The organism is Winogradskyella haliclonae, assembly GCF_014635865.1.
Classification (GTDB): Bacteria; Bacteroidota; Bacteroidia; order Flavobacteriales; family Flavobacteriaceae; genus Winogradskyella; species Winogradskyella haliclonae.
In genome coordinates this window covers 842,970-857,870 of record NZ_BMDQ01000001.1, presented here as the reverse complement: position 1 = coordinate 857,870, position 14,901 = coordinate 842,970, and the positions used below count along the sequence as shown (strand labels likewise).

Genomic DNA, 14,901 nt, shown 5'->3' with positions numbered 1-14,901 from the left:
CTTTCAAAGCATAACAAATTTAACCCTTAATTCGTTGTATTCAAATGTATAGTATACCTTTATTAAATATTAAATAAAAGTCCTTTTTGGTTTGAAAAAAATAGTTCTACTCCTAATCTCTTCAATTTTCTTTTTTGCATGTAACGAAGAGGTAAAGCCACTCGAATTTGAAACTTCTGTAATCGATAACTCCTATAAAGCAGATATTGAAGTTGCTTTTGATAAAGCTAAAGCAACTTCTGATATTGCCAAAAAAATAAATACTTCAATCACTTCAGAAATATTGAAATCTATACCTAATTCTGAAACTCATAAAACTATTGAAGATGCCTTAAAGGCTTTTGATACAGACTATACTGATTTTAAAAGTAAATTCCCTGAAAGTGAACAAAGATGGACCTTAGCAATAGAAACGGAGGTTTTATATAAAACTGAAAGTATAATAACAATGGGGTTAAGTACCTATTCTGATACTGGTGGTGCTCACGGTAATGATAGTATTCACTTTTTGAATTTTAATCCAGAAACCGGAAACCGATATACAAATGAAGAATTATTTAGTGACTTAGAAGGTTTTAAAAAACTTGCTGAAACCTACTTTTTAGACCATATGAAAAATGAAGGTTCTGATATTTCAGAATTTTTCTTTGGGAAGCCTTTTCAACTTCCTGAAAATATTGGTTTTAATGAAGAAGGTATCATTTTATTATATAATGTGTATGAGATTGCATCCTATAATCAGGGATATACAGAGTTTGTAATTCCTATTGAACATGTAAAACAATTTCTAAAATCTAACTAGAGTATCTTTTTGTAATTCCTTTTATAATAGGGCCGACCGTTAATCCTTGGCCTACGATAGAAACAATAACAACGATATAAGTCATGACTAGAAATAAATCTTTGTTCATGTCTGCAGTTAAACTAAGAGCCAACGCAATAGATATACCTCCGCGTAACCCTCCCCAAGTCATAATCAAAGTTGTTTTTGGCACGAAATCTAAACGTTTTGCAAAGATTTTTACCGGTGCAAAAAGCGATATATACCTACAGGCTAAAATAACAGGTATGGCTATTAAACCAGCATAGAGATAACTTGTATCTAGTGTTAGTACTAGCATTTCCATACCAATCATTACAAATAAAATTGTGTTTAGCAACACATCTATTAATTCCCAAAACTTGTCTACATAAGCTTCTGTAACCTCAGACATTGATGTCTCTCTAATGGTATCATTCCCAACAATTAAACCTGCAGTAACCATAGCTAAAGGTGCAGATAGATGTAATTTATGAGCTAAAAGTGTTCCGCCCATAACAGCTGCAAGTGTAATAATAACCTCTACTTCATAATTATCAATGGACTTCATTAATCGATAAGCAATCCAACCTAATAATCCTCCAAGTAATATTCCTCCACCAACTTCTTGAATAAAAAGTGTAGCAATTTCAGAAACTTCAATAACAGCATCTGGTTTCTTTGCAATGGCATAAATGGTTAAAAATATAACAACACCAACGCCATCATTAAATAGAGATTCTCCAACTATTTTTGTTTCTAATTTTTTTGGCGCACCTACTTTTTTTAAAATTCCTAAAACTGCTATTGGATCTGTTGGAGAAATTAATGCTCCAAAAAGTAGACAATGAATAAAAGTTACATTAAAACCCATTGCTGTTAAAAGTGGATACATTATAGCACCTACTAGAAGTGTGGACCCTAAAACACCAATAGTTGCAAAAGCTAAAATAGGCCAGCGCTGTATTTTAAGTTGGTCAAAATTAGTATGCAATGCTCCTGCAAAAAGCAAAAAACTTAACATAACGTCTAAGAGTAAAGTTCCAAAATTTATATTTGAAATAAATTCGCGTTCGGTTTGCAAAATAGTGTCATCAAATTGTCCAATAATGACAGCCCCCAGAGTGAATATAATCGTAATAAGCATTAAACCAATAGTAATCGGCAACTTTAAAAACTTAACATTTATATATCCAAAAAGCGCAGATATAACTACTAATATTGATGCAATGCCAAAGTAATCCATAATCTTAAAGTGCTTTTATTAATGCTAAAATATAGCCGTAGTGAATACCTTCATGAAAATTATTAAACGCCAAAGCTTCGTCCACATTTGTCAATATACTTCCTGTTGAAACAGTATAGCCTTTAAAGTCTTTAAAAACACCTTTATTATAATCTTCTTCAGTTTGGTTAATCGGGGTATATAATAAATTTCTTATCTCATCTACTTCCGCTTGGCTTACGTAATGCTCTGTTTTTGTACCTTTTCTATATAGAGAAATCATTTCGTCAGACAATACACTTTCTAATCCAGACAATTTATAAACCAATAATTGTTGCGTTACTATACAATGCGCGATATTCCAAATGATATTATTTTTGAATCCTGTTGGCACTTTATTTAACTGTTCTAAAGTAAATCTATCTAAAAACCCTTCTAGCAGAATTCTATTTTTTCTGGTAATATCAATATCGTAATGCATTGTCATATATTTTTATTAAAAGTACAGTATTTTACTTTGAAATGGAGTTTCTTTGCAATTGCAAATTAAGTGATTCTTTAAAGATGAAAAAAATATATTACCTCAGTACTTGTGACACCTGTAAGCGTATTATAAATGAGTTAAACTTGCCTTCAGATTTTATACTTCAAGACATCAAAACAGAAAATATAACCAAAGCTCAAATAGAAGAAATGAGAGCTCTGACAGATAGCTATGAAGCTTTATTTAGTAAACGTGCACGTCTATACAAAGAATTAGGATTAAAAGAAAAGTCGCTTTCAGAAGAGGGTTATAAAAGTTATATTTTAGAGCATTATACATTTTTAAAACGTCCTGTGATTTTATATAAAAATCAAATCTTTATTGGCAACTCTAAAAAAACTGTAGAATCTGCTAAACTCGCTATAAATGAATAGTAGAGCTTTTGCTATAGTTGCATTATTTCTTGTACAGCTTTTGTATGGTCTTAACTATACGTTTGCAAAAGTGATTATTAACGAAAATTTTGTAAAACCTCTTGGCCTAGTAATATTACGAGTTGGAGGTGCTACATTACTATTTTGGTTAATTAGCCCTCTAATCCCAAAAGAAAAGATTGATAAGAAAGATTACATCAAGTTCTTTTTTGCTGCAATATTTGGGGTAATGATTAACATGATATTATTCCTAAAAGGTCTTGAGTTAACTACGCCTATACATGCAGCAGCAATAGTAACAATCACTCCTGTAATTATCTTAATATTATCCTCTTTTGTTTTAAAAGAAAAAATTACACTTTTAAAAGTCATAGGTGTTGTTCTTGCCTTTAGTGGTGCAATCGTATTAACTATTTATGGCAAATCTGCTCGAGCTGGCGATGATATTGTTTTGGGTAATACTCTAATTTTTATCAATGCCATTTCTTACAGCATCTATATTATTTTAATTAAAAAACTAACAGAAAAATACCATCCGTTTACGTTTATAAAATGGTTATTCTTGTTTGGTTTTATACTAGTGCTTCCTTTTGGGTTTAAGGATATTACTCAAATGGAATGGACCACCTTTACACCATACGCATGGATAGCTTTACTATTTGTTGTTGTTGGTGCTACCTTTGCCACTTATCTTCTAAACCCTTTAGCATTACGTAAACTTAAGGCTACCACAGTAGGGGTATTTATCTATTTACAACCTGTAATTGCTGGTTTATTTGCCATTATTATGGGTGCTGATGTAGTAGATACTGTAAAAATCTCAGCTATGGTTCTAATATTTTTAGGAGTATATTTAGTTACCATAAAACCAAAAAAGGTTAAATCTTGAGTTTAAAAACCGAAATATTTAATACTGTAGATAACATTCCTCAAGCCTATTGGGACACGCTTAACTGCTGCACAAATATTTATTATTCTCCTAAATTTTTAAAAGCTTTTGAGCTAGCAAATACAGATATAGTTTTTAACTATGTTTTTGTAACGAGAAATGGTGAAGCCATAACTTTTGCCAATACACAATTAGTTACAATTGGTGTTGAAACTATTACTCAGAATATAAAAATGAATGCATGGATAAAACGAAATATTAATCGTTTGTTTTGTGACAACCATATACGAATTTTGTTTTGTGGTAATGTTTTTTTAAGTGGAGAGTATGGCACATTTTTAAAAGAGGGCGAAGAAAAAATTGAAGCGTTTGAAACACTTGCCGAAGGTATTAAGCGGCTTTCAAAATCGTTAAAAAAGCTTAATGGTCTTTTTGTAAAAGACTTTAAAAACGAATCGCTTTATATTACAAAACACCTCAGCAAGTTTGGTTATACACCTATGCAAGTAGAGCCAAACATGATTATTACTTTAAAACCAGAATGGCAAACTTTTGAAGATTACAAAGCTGCATTAAAATCCAAATACCGTGTAAAAGCAAACAAAGCAGATTCTAAAAGTGCTGTTTTAGTTTCTAAAAAGTTTAATGCACAAGATATAGAAACCTATAAATCGCAGTTGCAAGAGCTCTACCAGAACACGATTGACAATGCCGATTTTAATGCACAAATCTTAAACTTAAATACCTATACTTTTTTAAAAGAAAGCTTTAATGACGAGTTTACAGTAATAGGCTATTTTTTAGAAGATAAGCTCGTTGGATTTTTATCTGCTATGAAAAATGAAGACCATCTAGATGCTCATTTTATTGGTATAGATTATAGCAACAACAAGGCATTTGGCATCTATCCCCGAATACTCAATGATTATGTAAGGCTTGGCTTAGAAACAAAAGCTAAGCGCATTAATTTAGGGCGTACAGCATCAGAAATAAAAAGTACACTCGGTGCAGAACCAGAAACTTTAACCTGTTATTTTAAACATAAAAGAGCAATTCCAAATACACTAATAAAGCCCTTTGTAAAAAATGTAACGATTAAAACATTTAAACAGCATAAGCCTTTTAAATAAAATTATTTTTTAGCTAAACGTTTCTCCAGCCAAACTATTTGGTCCTCCTCGACATATTTTAGCGGTATAATTATTTCTGGATAGCTTTTATGGTAATTTATTGAGTATATTTTGAGATATTGGGTATCAGTTTTGTAGTAATCAAAAGATTTCCAATTTCTACTCCAGTTTTTTATTTTACTTGAAAGTTCGAGTTCTTCATCATTTAACTTAAATTCAATTTCGGAATTAACCTCTTTCAGTTCATCTAATTTATCACGAAATAATTTTTTTACAATACTTCTTTCTCTTCTATTCTTATAAAAACCATAAATACTATGTAACAAAAAAACAATACCGATAATAATAAAAAAGTAGTACTTCTTATAAAAGACTTGTTTTGTCTCATCAATAAAAACTATACTCTTTATATAGTTGTCACCCGTAAACAATGGATATATAAAACTAATAGCTAAAATGAACTCAATTATTATAGGAGTTAAAGATTTAATTCCAAAAAAATGATTTACATAATTTTTCTCTCGTTCTATGAAATAGTAATCAATTTCAGATGAGGCTATTTTAATTACATTTTTCACAATTTGAAATTACAAAAACAGAATGATTAAATACTCATGTTCTTAGGTTTAACACCATGCTTCCGGGTATCTTCTTTAGTCAATACTTTAAACCCTTCAGATTTAGGAAATTTGTCTGCTAATTCAAGTAAACTTTCAGGTAACCCACATAGCTTTCTAGCTTTCAAGTCTATCCAACCACCTTGCATTTCGCAATAGGCAAGGTTTCGGCCTTTATGATTATAAAAATTATGTTCAAACATAAAAAACATACCATCTTCACTCAAGCCAGAAACTTCTATTGTTACGGTTATCGGCATGCCAATAAACGATTCTTTAAAATAGTACATGTGCTCATAAAACACTACTGGTCCAATACCGTGTTTATGTATTTCTGGCATAGAAAATCCTTGCTCTGCAAAGAAAGACATCCGTGCATGACTCATAAAATTGGTATACGCAGAGTTTGCTAAATGGCCATTAGCATCAACATCACTCCAACGTATTTCAAATTGTTTTTTGTACATATTTACGTTCATTATAATGAAGCCGTAAAGATAAAATAAAACCGTTCTATTTTGTACCTTTGGCCAACTTTAAAGTTCTGTATTATATGATACAATCCATGACTGGTTATGGAAAATCTGTGCTTCAGCTTCCTACCAAAAAAATAACAATAGAATTAAAATCGCTTAACAGTAAAAATCTAGACCTCAATGTACGCATGCCATCTATGTATCGCGCAAAAGAGTTAGATATACGTAAGCTCATTGCGAAACATTTGGTAAGAGGAAAAGTGGATTTTTCGTTGTATGTCGAAGTTACAGGAGAAGATACCAGTTCAAAAATTAATAAAACCGTAGTTAAAGAATATATAAAGCAGCTGAGAGATGTGGTTGATGGCGGTGACACAACAGAAATGCTTAAAATGGCGGTAAGATTACCAGATGCTGTTATTACTGAGAGAGATGAAATTGATGAAGATGAGTGGTCTTCAATTCAGTCAGAAATTAATAATGCTCTTAATCATATTAAGTCTTATCGTGAAGACGAAGGTGCCATTTTAAAGCAAGATTTTGAAACTCGTATTGCATCATTGCGAGATTTGCTAAACCAAGTTATAAAAATGGACCCTGAGCGTATCGATGGTGTTCGCTCAAGACTTGAAAAAGGCATTGCAGATATTAAAGAAAAAGTTGATGAAAACCGTTTTGAACAAGAACTCGTTTACTACATCGAAAAATTTGATATTACTGAAGAAAAAGTACGGCTAGATAATCACTTGGATTACTTTATATCCTCTTTAAATTCTGCAGATTCAAACGGTAAAAAACTTGGGTTTATATCGCAAGAAATAGGAAGAGAAATAAACACAATTGGTTCAAAATCTAACTATGCACCAATGCAAAAATTGGTCGTACAGATGAAAGATGAGCTCGAAAAAATTAAAGAACAAATGCTAAATGCTCTCTAAACATGAAAGAAGGTAAACTCATTGTATTTTCGGCACCATCAGGCTCGGGAAAAACAACTATTGTACGTCATTTGCTTAAGCAAGAAGAGCTTAACTTAGAGTTTTCAATTTCTGCTACATCTCGAGAAAAACGTGGTAAAGAAATTAACGGCAAAGACTATTATTACTTATCGCTTAAAGAATTTAAGAACAAAATTAAAGCTGACGAATTTTTAGAGTGGGAAGAAGTTTATCGCGATAATTTTTACGGGACTCTAAAAGAAGAGGTTGAGCGTATTTGGGCAAAAGGGAAACATGTAATTTTTGATATTGACGTATCTGGTGGCTTACGTATAAAGCGGAAATTTCCAGAACAAACCATTGCCATTTTTGTAAAACCTCCTGACTTAAACGAACTGGTAAAACGACTAAAGGAGCGTGGTGAGGAAAGCGAAGAAAAAATAAGCATGCGTGTTTCTAAAGCACCAGCTGAGCTAGCCACTGCACCTTTGTTTGATGAAATTGTAGTAAATTCAGATTTAGATTCGGCATTAGAAAATGCTTATAACTTAGTTTCAGAATTTGTAAACAAGTAGTACATGAAAATCGGTCTTTATTTTGGTACATTTAACCCTATTCATGTTGGGCACTTAACCATTGCCAATCATTTAGCTGAGCATAGTGCCTTGGATCAAGTTTGGTTTGTGGTTACGCCTTTAAGTCCTTTTAAAAAGAAAAGTAGTCTACTAGACAATCATCAACGTTTAGAGATGGTTTATAGAGCTACAAAAGACTACAATAAATTAAGACCTAGTGATATTGAATTCTCATTACCTGAACCAAACTACACTATAGATACACTAACTTATTTGCTTGAAAAATTTTCAGAACATGAGTTTGCTTTAATCATGGGAGAAGACAATTTAAAGAGTTTTCATAAGTGGAAAAATTATGAGGTTATTTTAGACAATCACGACATTTATGTATATCCTAGAATTTCTGAAGGTAATATTGAAACTCGGTTTGATGGCCATCCAAAAATTCACCATGTAGATGCACCTATAATGGAAATTTCTTCAACATTTATACGTAAATCTATTAAAGCTGGTAAAAACATAAGACCTCTTCTACCCGAACATGTTTGGGAGTATGTGGATGAGATGAATTTTTATAAATAGCTAGATGAGCTTCTTCACGGCGTTTAGAATGACACAAACGTTTTTAAAAATGGTAAAACGCATTTTCTAAATGTTCAATCTTAAATGCTCCTTTTTCTTTTACAATAGCTATAATATCAAAACGCACCTCAACGTCTAAATCATTAACGGAGACATATTCATCAACTGCTTTGACTAGATTCTTTATTTGTTTAGGTTTTACAAAATCTTGAGGGTTTCCAAAATCTGTTGTTGAGCGCGTTTTAACTTCAACGACAGCTAATATATCATCTTTTTGAGCGATAATATCTACCTCAGCTTTTTCAAAACGGTAATTCTGTGCAACAATATCGTAATTGTTTTCAATAAGAAAATCTACTGCTAATTGTTCGCCTTTTTTGCCAAGTTCATTATGTTGCGCCATATCCCTAAAATAGAAAAATAGTATTACATTTATTGTGTCAATCAATTCAATTTATTAAATCATCTATGGATTTCCCTTTTAGCTTTGGACAAAAAAGTTCATTACTATTAATATTCTTTTTTCATGGTATTGTGTTTTCGTTTTTATCCTTACGAAAAGGAATCGTTCACAATAATAAAGCAAGTAAATGGTTGAGTTTATTACTGTTTTTGTATGCCATGTATATCACACCTTATATGTTAGGTTATGCTAATTGGTATTCTAAAAAAATTACGGCAGACATTCTATTTTTTATACCATTTATGCAGGTATTATTAATTGGACCTGTTGTCTATTTTTACACCAAAAGTCAATTAAATTCAGGTTTTAAACTCGCTAAAAAAGACTATATTCATTTTATACCGGCCATATTATATGCCATATATAGCTTAATTGTTTTTGTTACCGATAAATTGATTTTAGATGAGTATTATTTCTATGCAGACTATCGAGACAAGGATATGTCAAATTGGTATCAAGCAACAGGATTAGTGTCTATGGCATTCTATCTTGGTTTGAGTTTGCGCTACTATTCAAATTATAAAAAATTGCTTTTTGACAAAGTGAGTTATGCGGATTCTATTTTGTTTAAATGGATTAGAAACTTCATGATTGCCTTTTTGGGTATTCTCATATTACGAGTGTTATTTTTTATTACTAATCCCGAATGGGGCGAGTTTGGAAGTCAGTTTTGGCACTATATTGCATTTTCATTTGTGTTTTATTATATCGCTGTTACTGGCTACAGTAACATTATAAAACAGACGACATTATCCGTTGAAAAATTTAAAGTGGTTAATGTCTTTGAAGATGACGTTTCAGTTTTTAAAGATGAAACTACAACAAACGGTAGTGAAAAAGACCATACAATATGGAAAGAAAAGCTTTCTAAATTAATGACAGAAAATCACTTATTCGAAAATCCGCGTTTAACACTTTCTGATGTCGCTAAAGAATTAAATACAACTACAAAGACCATATCTTCTGTTGTAAATTCTGGTTTTAATATGAATTTTAATGATTTTGTAAATCATCATAGAATTGAATCTGTAAAAGAAAAATTTGAAAATGGTGAGCAAAATACGACTACTCTTTTGGGGATTGCTTTAGATTGTGGTTTTAATAGTAAAGCTACATTTAATAGAGCTTTTAAAAAGAGTACCTCTCTTTCTCCAAAAGATTATTTAGAAAAATTAACAAAAGAATAGGTCTCAAATCAAGATTTGAAGCGTTTAGCGTACTATTTACCATGACATTTGTATCAAATCAAAATAACGTCATGAAAAAATTACTTACACTATTCGCTTTACTAATTTCAATTGTACTAGTTGCTCAACAACAGATAAAGCAAATTGATTCTATTGTTAACTCTAAACTATCAGACAATGATCCTGGGTTATTTGTAGGTGTTGTAAAAGACGGGGAAATCATTTACGAAAACTATAAAGGTTTAGCTAGCCTACAACACAATACAAAAATTGATGCCAGTTCACGCTCTAATATTGCATCTACAGCAAAGCAGTTTACCGCCTTAATGATATTAAATTTATCTCTTGAGCAAAAGCTAAGTTTAGAAGATGATATTAGAAAATACTTACCTAATCTCTATCCAAAGATAAAAGAGAAAATTAAAATAAGACACTTAGTTAACCATACAAGTGGTGTTAGAGACTTTTACGATTTAATGAGTATACAACAAGAGCCTTGGTGGAGACGTGAAGGTCTAGACAATGATAATGCCATTGAACTATTAGAAAAACAAGAAGATTTGGCCTTTGAGCCTGGCTCAAGATACATGTACAGTAATTCTGGATATACCTTGCTAACTAAAATTATTGAAGTAGCTTCAGGTGAAAAGTTTCATGATTATTCAGAAAAATTCTTTAACAATCTTGGGATGAAGAATACCATGTTTCTCAAAAACTATATGGCCGTTATTCCAAACCAAGCCTTACCATATTCTGATTGGGGTGATGGTGTTTGGCAACAATATCCTATGATAACAAATTTATATGGCGATGGTTTTTTGTTTACCTCACTTAAAGACCAACTTATTTTTGAACAGGCTATACAAAATGCAAAGTTTAATAATAACCGATTACTAATCGAGAGTCAAAGCCCAATACCTAATAGTGAAATAAAGACCTATGGTTTTGGACTTGAGCTAGGAGAAAGACTAAACTATAACTCTGTCCATCATTCTGGTGGGACAGGATCTTACCATTCGCAAACCATTCGCTTTCCTGAAGAAAAACTAACGGTCTTTGTAATGAGTAATAACAGTAATTTATGGAGTGGTGCTATTGCAGATGAAATAGCAAAATTACTGCTACCAAAAAAAGAAGCAGTTATTGCTTACGACAAACGTTTGAAAGAAGTCTCTAATACTATTGCAACAACCAAAATTTTAGGTCAATACCTTTCACCAGGAAACTATTTGATTAGAATAGAAAGAAAAAACAACAAATTAACTTGGAGAAACGGCAATAACAACCCAATAGAGCTTAAAAAAGAAGCACAAAACCTATACAGCATATCGTACAACTCTAAAACTAAAATAGGCTTTTATAAAAACGAATTAATCTTATTCTATCCATCTGGAAAAGCAAGTGTTTATAACAAAATACCTAAGCAAGAAGTGACACTTGCGGATTTAGAAAGCTATGTTGGGCAATATTACAGTACAGAATTGGATGTTAGTTTTACACTTACATTAAAAAATAATAAACTCATTATTGCACTTGATGGTTGGAAAAAGAAACATGAGGTAGAAATATTAAACCCTAATGAGCTTTTAGTCTTTGATTATATTCTCAAAATTGAGCGCGACCAATTCGACAGAGTTACTAACATTCTTCTCACGACCAATCGCGTTCTAAATAATAAATTCATCAAAAAAACGAATTTAAAATTTCAACCAAAAATTAAAACTGAAAACGGGTCTATTAATGTCACAACAATAGGCTCAAGAGATGGCCAATCCTCACAAATTTTACTCACAAAAAATTATGCCAATGGGAACGAGATATGGTCACAACAATTTGGTGGTAAAAGTTATGACAAGGCAAGTTCTATTTTAGCAACAGATGATGGCTATTTAATCATTGGCTCTACAAGTTCTTATGGCAAAGGCAACTATGACATGTTTGTTGTGAAGACTGATAAAAAAGGTAATAAAATATGGCAAAACTCCTATGGCGATTTTTATAATGAGTATGGATACTCTGCCGAGAAGACTGATTCTGGTTACATAGTAAAGGGCACTATTCAAAAATGCTCTTCTAATACAGATGTGTTTAATAGAACATGTACTACCAATGTATGGTATGTATATATTGATAAAAACGGAAAAGAATTATCAAACGAAATTTTAGAAGAGATTAATGAGACTTATAATTAGCATCTATATAATCAATAGCTTCTTGTTGGGTTAATACCGCAAACTTTTTGTAACGATTGTGTACATCTACAATTTCATCCAAGGCCTTTTCAACAAGGCCTTTGTTTTTCCATGTATTGAGATGTGCAACAACTGTTTTTAAACAGCCTTTCTTGTAAGCTATTTGCCCTAATACATGGATTAAGGTGTCTGATACACGTTTGGTTTCATCAAACTCTAAAGTTTTTAATAACGGTAGAATATCTTGTGGGTGTGTTCGCCCTCTCAATTCAATACCATGACAAATCTCTCGTCGTATTTCTTTGTCAGGATGTTTTAGATACATTTTAGCCCAAGCCAAAACAGGTTCAGGATTTCGCTCTCCCATTTTCTTAATAGATCCAATAACTGCATTACGCACTCTGTGGTGCGCATCAAATAAACCTATATCCATTATATGCTCAATCTTATCAAAATGAAATTTCCCAATCTCACCTGCAGCATTAATAATGGTTTGACGAATTAATTCGTCTTCATGCTTTACTAATTCATTTAATAGGTGAAAAATACTTGATTGTAATTTGGGTTGTGCGTAGAAAATTTTTCCGATAGCTAAATACCCTGTTTTACGAATATAAGTATCATCATCAGAAAAGTATTTAAGAATTGATAAGGAATTATTGTGTTTTAAATCATTTTCAATCTCTCGATTGATGCCTTCTACAAGTAAACTTCTCTCCTCTTTGGATAAATCGTAAAATCTCATATAATTAATTTACTAACACAAGTTTATAACCTACACCATGAACATTTTCAATAATAATAGATCTATCTGCCGAAAGCTTTTTTCTTAGTTTTGAAATAAAGGTATCCAAACTTCTACCAACAACAACGCCATTATCTTCCCAAACTCTTTTTGTTAGTTCGTCTCTTGTAATAATTTGATTTGGGTTGGTAACAAAGATGGCTAATAACTCGCATTCTTTTTTTGAAAGTGCAATTTCAACAGCTTCTTTAATTAACTTATTTTGGTTCTGATAAAACTGAAAACTTCCAATCTTAATATAGTCTTTATTCTGCTTTTTAGTTTTAATAGCTTGTTTCTTCTTATATATCAAAAACAGTAATACTAAAAAAGTAATTAAAGTACTACCATACAATATTGTCTTTCTATTCATCAATGAGGCTACTCTTCTTGTAAATCGCACTTCAATATGGTAACAACCCAAAGGTAAATTTCTACTCATACAAGGGATAATGGTGCTTTCTTCATCGATGCTCATCTCATAGCTATAAGCAACCTCATCATCTATACACTGAATAACTTCAACTAGGTAATGCTCAGGCAAATTTGCCTTCTCAAAATTAGTTTGTATAAGCGAAACAAGCCTGGAAGGCTCGAAAGATAGTTCTTCTTCAAAAGACAATCTATATTTAGATGGCTTTAGCGCAATGATGGGTAAAATCAAAGATGTAGAATCTTGATGAGATAGTAGTAACTGATTTCCAACTTCTCGAAAAGAAATTTTAACGCGCTCTGAAAATTCATCATTTTCATCATGTGAACAAGAAAACGTTAAGACAAAAAACAAAAAGATAGAGCTTAAGTAAATTGAGTATTTCTTCATAATTACTGTAAATAACATACAATTTCATGACTTTTTACAACTGTTGACACTTCTTTTACATTTTTTTGACACTCTTGTTTTTATCTACCTCTAGTTTTATCAAAACAAAAAATCAAAATCATGAAAAAACGACTATTATTTATCGCAATTATACTTTTTACAGCTTTTACTTATGCTCAGAATACGGCTTCTAACTCAATAGAAAAACTTGACATTAATACTTCTAAGAGTGAAATCAAATGGTCTGGCGAATATGCTTTCTATTTTGGTGGTCACAAAGGTATTATTGATTTTAAAGAGGGGTATTTCTTAAAGAAAAATGACCTCATATCTGGAGGTGAGTTTATTATTGACATGAACAGTATTGTATGTACTGATAATAATAAAGTCGATAAAGACTCTGGCTTAGTTAATCATTTAAAAGACCCGGATTTTTTCGATGTAAAAAAATATCCAACAGCAAAATTAGCAATTACTAGTGTAACGTATCACAACCATACACAAATGAAGATTTATGCAAATCTTACCATAAAAGATGTTACCTTACCAATAAATTTTCGGGCCGAAGTTGATTACCAGAAAAAAGAGATGACCACACGATTTAAAATAGACCGCACACTTTGGGGTATTACTTACAACTCTAAAGAGATTGAAGGCAAACTAAAAGATGGTCTTATCTCTGATGCTATAGGTTTTGAAGTAAAACTGAGTTTGTAAAAATTATGAAAAAAATCATATCAATTATTGCCATCCTACTATTTGCAGGACTACACAGTCAAGAAGAACATATAGGCATATTAGAAGCAGATAGCACTTGGAAAAAAGAGCTTATTAAAATGCCTTTAGGATTTGCTAAAGAAATCAATTACGAAGGTTTTGAAGACATTAGATTTGCCAATGGTTGGTCAAAAAAAGAAAGTCCCGAGTTTTGGGCTTATACTTTTGCTTGGCATGTAAAAGGCATACAAAAACAAACCGAAGAAAATTTAACGACACATCTAAAAGCTTATTTTGATGGCTTGATGCTACCTAATGATAACGCTAAACAGAACATCTCTGGAGCAGTAATATCTTTCAGTAAAACTAAAGGTCAAGAGTCTAGTTTTACCGGGGTAATAAAAACTTACGATAGGTTTCATACCAAAGCCCATATTACCCTTAATTGCACAGTAAAAGCCTATTATTGTAATACGCTAAACACAACCACTGTTTTATTTAGGTTTTCATTACAACCTTTTAATCATAAGGTTTGGGATACGTTTAATGACGTAAAACTTAGTGATGAGGTTTGTGAGGACTAATT

General features: G+C 31.6%; 18 protein-coding genes. 11 read left to right on the top strand and 7 right to left on the bottom strand.

What is annotated here, in order from left to right:
- Positions 1–91 precede the first annotated feature (91 nt).
- Positions 92–802, top strand: a complete 711-nt coding sequence (locus IEV10_RS03905; protein WP_188373382.1) for an RsiV family protein — start codon at positions 92–94, stop codon at positions 800–802.
- Here IEV10_RS03905 and IEV10_RS03900 read toward each other — a convergent pair.
- Positions 795–2,045, bottom strand: a complete 1,251-nt coding sequence (locus tag IEV10_RS03900) for a cation:proton antiporter (RefSeq protein WP_188373381.1) — start codon at positions 2,043–2,045, stop codon at positions 795–797. The genes IEV10_RS03905 and IEV10_RS03900 overlap by 8 nt on opposite strands.
- A 4-nt stretch (positions 2,046–2,049) precedes the next feature.
- Positions 2,050–2,505 (bottom strand): DinB family protein, encoded by a 456-nt coding sequence (locus IEV10_RS03895; protein ID WP_188373380.1) that lies wholly within the window; start codon positions 2,503–2,505, stop codon positions 2,050–2,052.
- Positions 2,506–2,588: 83 nt separating this feature from the next.
- Here IEV10_RS03895 and IEV10_RS03890 point away from each other — a divergent pair, with 83 nt between their 5' ends.
- From IEV10_RS03890 to IEV10_RS03880, 3 genes are read left to right on the top strand one after another with little or no spacing between them, the layout of a single operon-like run.
- A complete protein-coding gene (locus IEV10_RS03890) occupies positions 2,589–2,942 on the top strand; it encodes an arsenate reductase family protein (RefSeq protein ID WP_188373379.1) in 354 nt (117 codons plus the stop codon).
- Positions 2,935–3,831, top strand: a complete 897-nt coding sequence (locus tag IEV10_RS03885) for a DMT family transporter (RefSeq protein WP_188373378.1) — start codon at positions 2,935–2,937, stop codon at positions 3,829–3,831. Before IEV10_RS03890 ends, IEV10_RS03885 begins: the two co-directional genes overlap by 8 nt.
- On the top strand, positions 3,828–4,961 hold the full coding sequence (locus IEV10_RS03880; protein WP_188373377.1) for a hypothetical protein: 1,134 nt from the start codon (positions 3,828–3,830) through the stop codon (positions 4,959–4,961). Before IEV10_RS03885 ends, IEV10_RS03880 begins: the two co-directional genes overlap by 4 nt.
- A gap of 2 nt (positions 4,962–4,963) precedes the next feature.
- Here IEV10_RS03880 and IEV10_RS03875 read toward each other — a convergent pair whose 3' ends face one another.
- Both IEV10_RS03875 and IEV10_RS03870 read right to left on the bottom strand, forming a co-directional pair.
- The gene (locus tag IEV10_RS03875) at positions 4,964–5,539 is read right to left on the bottom strand and encodes a hypothetical protein (RefSeq protein WP_188373376.1); all 576 of its coding nucleotides are present in this window, start codon (positions 5,537–5,539) and stop codon (positions 4,964–4,966) included.
- 26 nt (positions 5,540–5,565) lie between these two features.
- Complete coding sequence (locus IEV10_RS03870) at positions 5,566–6,045, bottom strand: acyl-CoA thioesterase (RefSeq protein WP_188373375.1); 480 nt, start codon at positions 6,043–6,045, stop codon at positions 5,566–5,568.
- Between the two features lie 86 nt (positions 6,046–6,131).
- Between IEV10_RS03870 and IEV10_RS03865 the strand changes: the two genes are divergently transcribed.
- The 3 genes from IEV10_RS03865 to nadD are packed head-to-tail and all read left to right on the top strand — an operon-like array spanning position 6,132 to position 8,149.
- Complete coding sequence (locus IEV10_RS03865) at positions 6,132–6,992, top strand: YicC/YloC family endoribonuclease (RefSeq protein WP_188373374.1); 861 nt, start codon at positions 6,132–6,134, stop codon at positions 6,990–6,992.
- Between the two features lie 2 nt (positions 6,993–6,994).
- The gene (gene gmk, locus IEV10_RS03860) at positions 6,995–7,567 is read left to right on the top strand and encodes a guanylate kinase (RefSeq protein ID WP_188373373.1); all 573 of its coding nucleotides are present in this window, start codon (positions 6,995–6,997) and stop codon (positions 7,565–7,567) included.
- Positions 7,568–7,570: 3 nt separating this feature from the next.
- On the top strand, positions 7,571–8,149 hold the full coding sequence (gene nadD / locus IEV10_RS03855) for a nicotinate (nicotinamide) nucleotide adenylyltransferase (protein WP_188373372.1): 579 nt from the start codon (positions 7,571–7,573) through the stop codon (positions 8,147–8,149).
- A 43-nt stretch (positions 8,150–8,192) separates the two neighbouring features.
- On the opposite strand, the gene IEV10_RS03850 is transcribed toward nadD, so the two are convergent.
- Positions 8,193–8,552 (bottom strand): YraN family protein, encoded by a 360-nt coding sequence (locus tag IEV10_RS03850; RefSeq protein ID WP_188373371.1) that lies wholly within the window; start codon positions 8,550–8,552, stop codon positions 8,193–8,195.
- A gap of 65 nt (positions 8,553–8,617) precedes the next feature.
- Between IEV10_RS03850 and IEV10_RS03845 the strand changes: the two genes are divergently transcribed.
- Both IEV10_RS03845 and IEV10_RS03840 read left to right on the top strand, forming a co-directional pair.
- Complete coding sequence (locus IEV10_RS03845) at positions 8,618–9,799, top strand: helix-turn-helix domain-containing protein (RefSeq protein WP_188373370.1); 1,182 nt, start codon at positions 8,618–8,620, stop codon at positions 9,797–9,799.
- 71 nt (positions 9,800–9,870) lie between these two features.
- Positions 9,871–11,991, top strand: coding sequence for a serine hydrolase domain-containing protein (locus tag IEV10_RS03840; protein ID WP_188373369.1), 2,121 nt, complete (start codon positions 9,871–9,873; stop codon positions 11,989–11,991).
- Here the strand turns inward: IEV10_RS03840 and IEV10_RS03835 are convergent.
- On the bottom strand, positions 11,972–12,736 hold the full coding sequence (locus tag IEV10_RS03835; RefSeq protein ID WP_188373368.1) for a HEAT repeat domain-containing protein: 765 nt from the start codon (positions 12,734–12,736) through the stop codon (positions 11,972–11,974). The two genes, IEV10_RS03840 and IEV10_RS03835, sit on opposite strands and share 20 nt — an antisense overlap.
- Positions 12,737–12,740: 4 nt before the next feature.
- Positions 12,741–13,598, bottom strand: coding sequence for a winged helix-turn-helix domain-containing protein (locus IEV10_RS03830; protein ID WP_229719582.1), 858 nt, complete (start codon positions 13,596–13,598; stop codon positions 12,741–12,743).
- A 120-nt stretch (positions 13,599–13,718) separates the two neighbouring features.
- Between IEV10_RS03830 and IEV10_RS03825 the strand changes: the two genes are divergently transcribed.
- Positions 13,719–14,315: a YceI family protein gene (locus IEV10_RS03825; RefSeq protein ID WP_188373366.1), complete on the top strand. Its 597-nt coding sequence runs from the start codon at positions 13,719–13,721 to the stop codon at positions 14,313–14,315.
- A gap of 5 nt (positions 14,316–14,320) precedes the next feature.
- Positions 14,321–14,899 (top strand): hypothetical protein, encoded by a 579-nt coding sequence (locus IEV10_RS03820; protein WP_188373365.1) that lies wholly within the window; start codon positions 14,321–14,323, stop codon positions 14,897–14,899.
- The last annotated feature ends 2 nt before the right edge of the window (positions 14,900–14,901 follow it).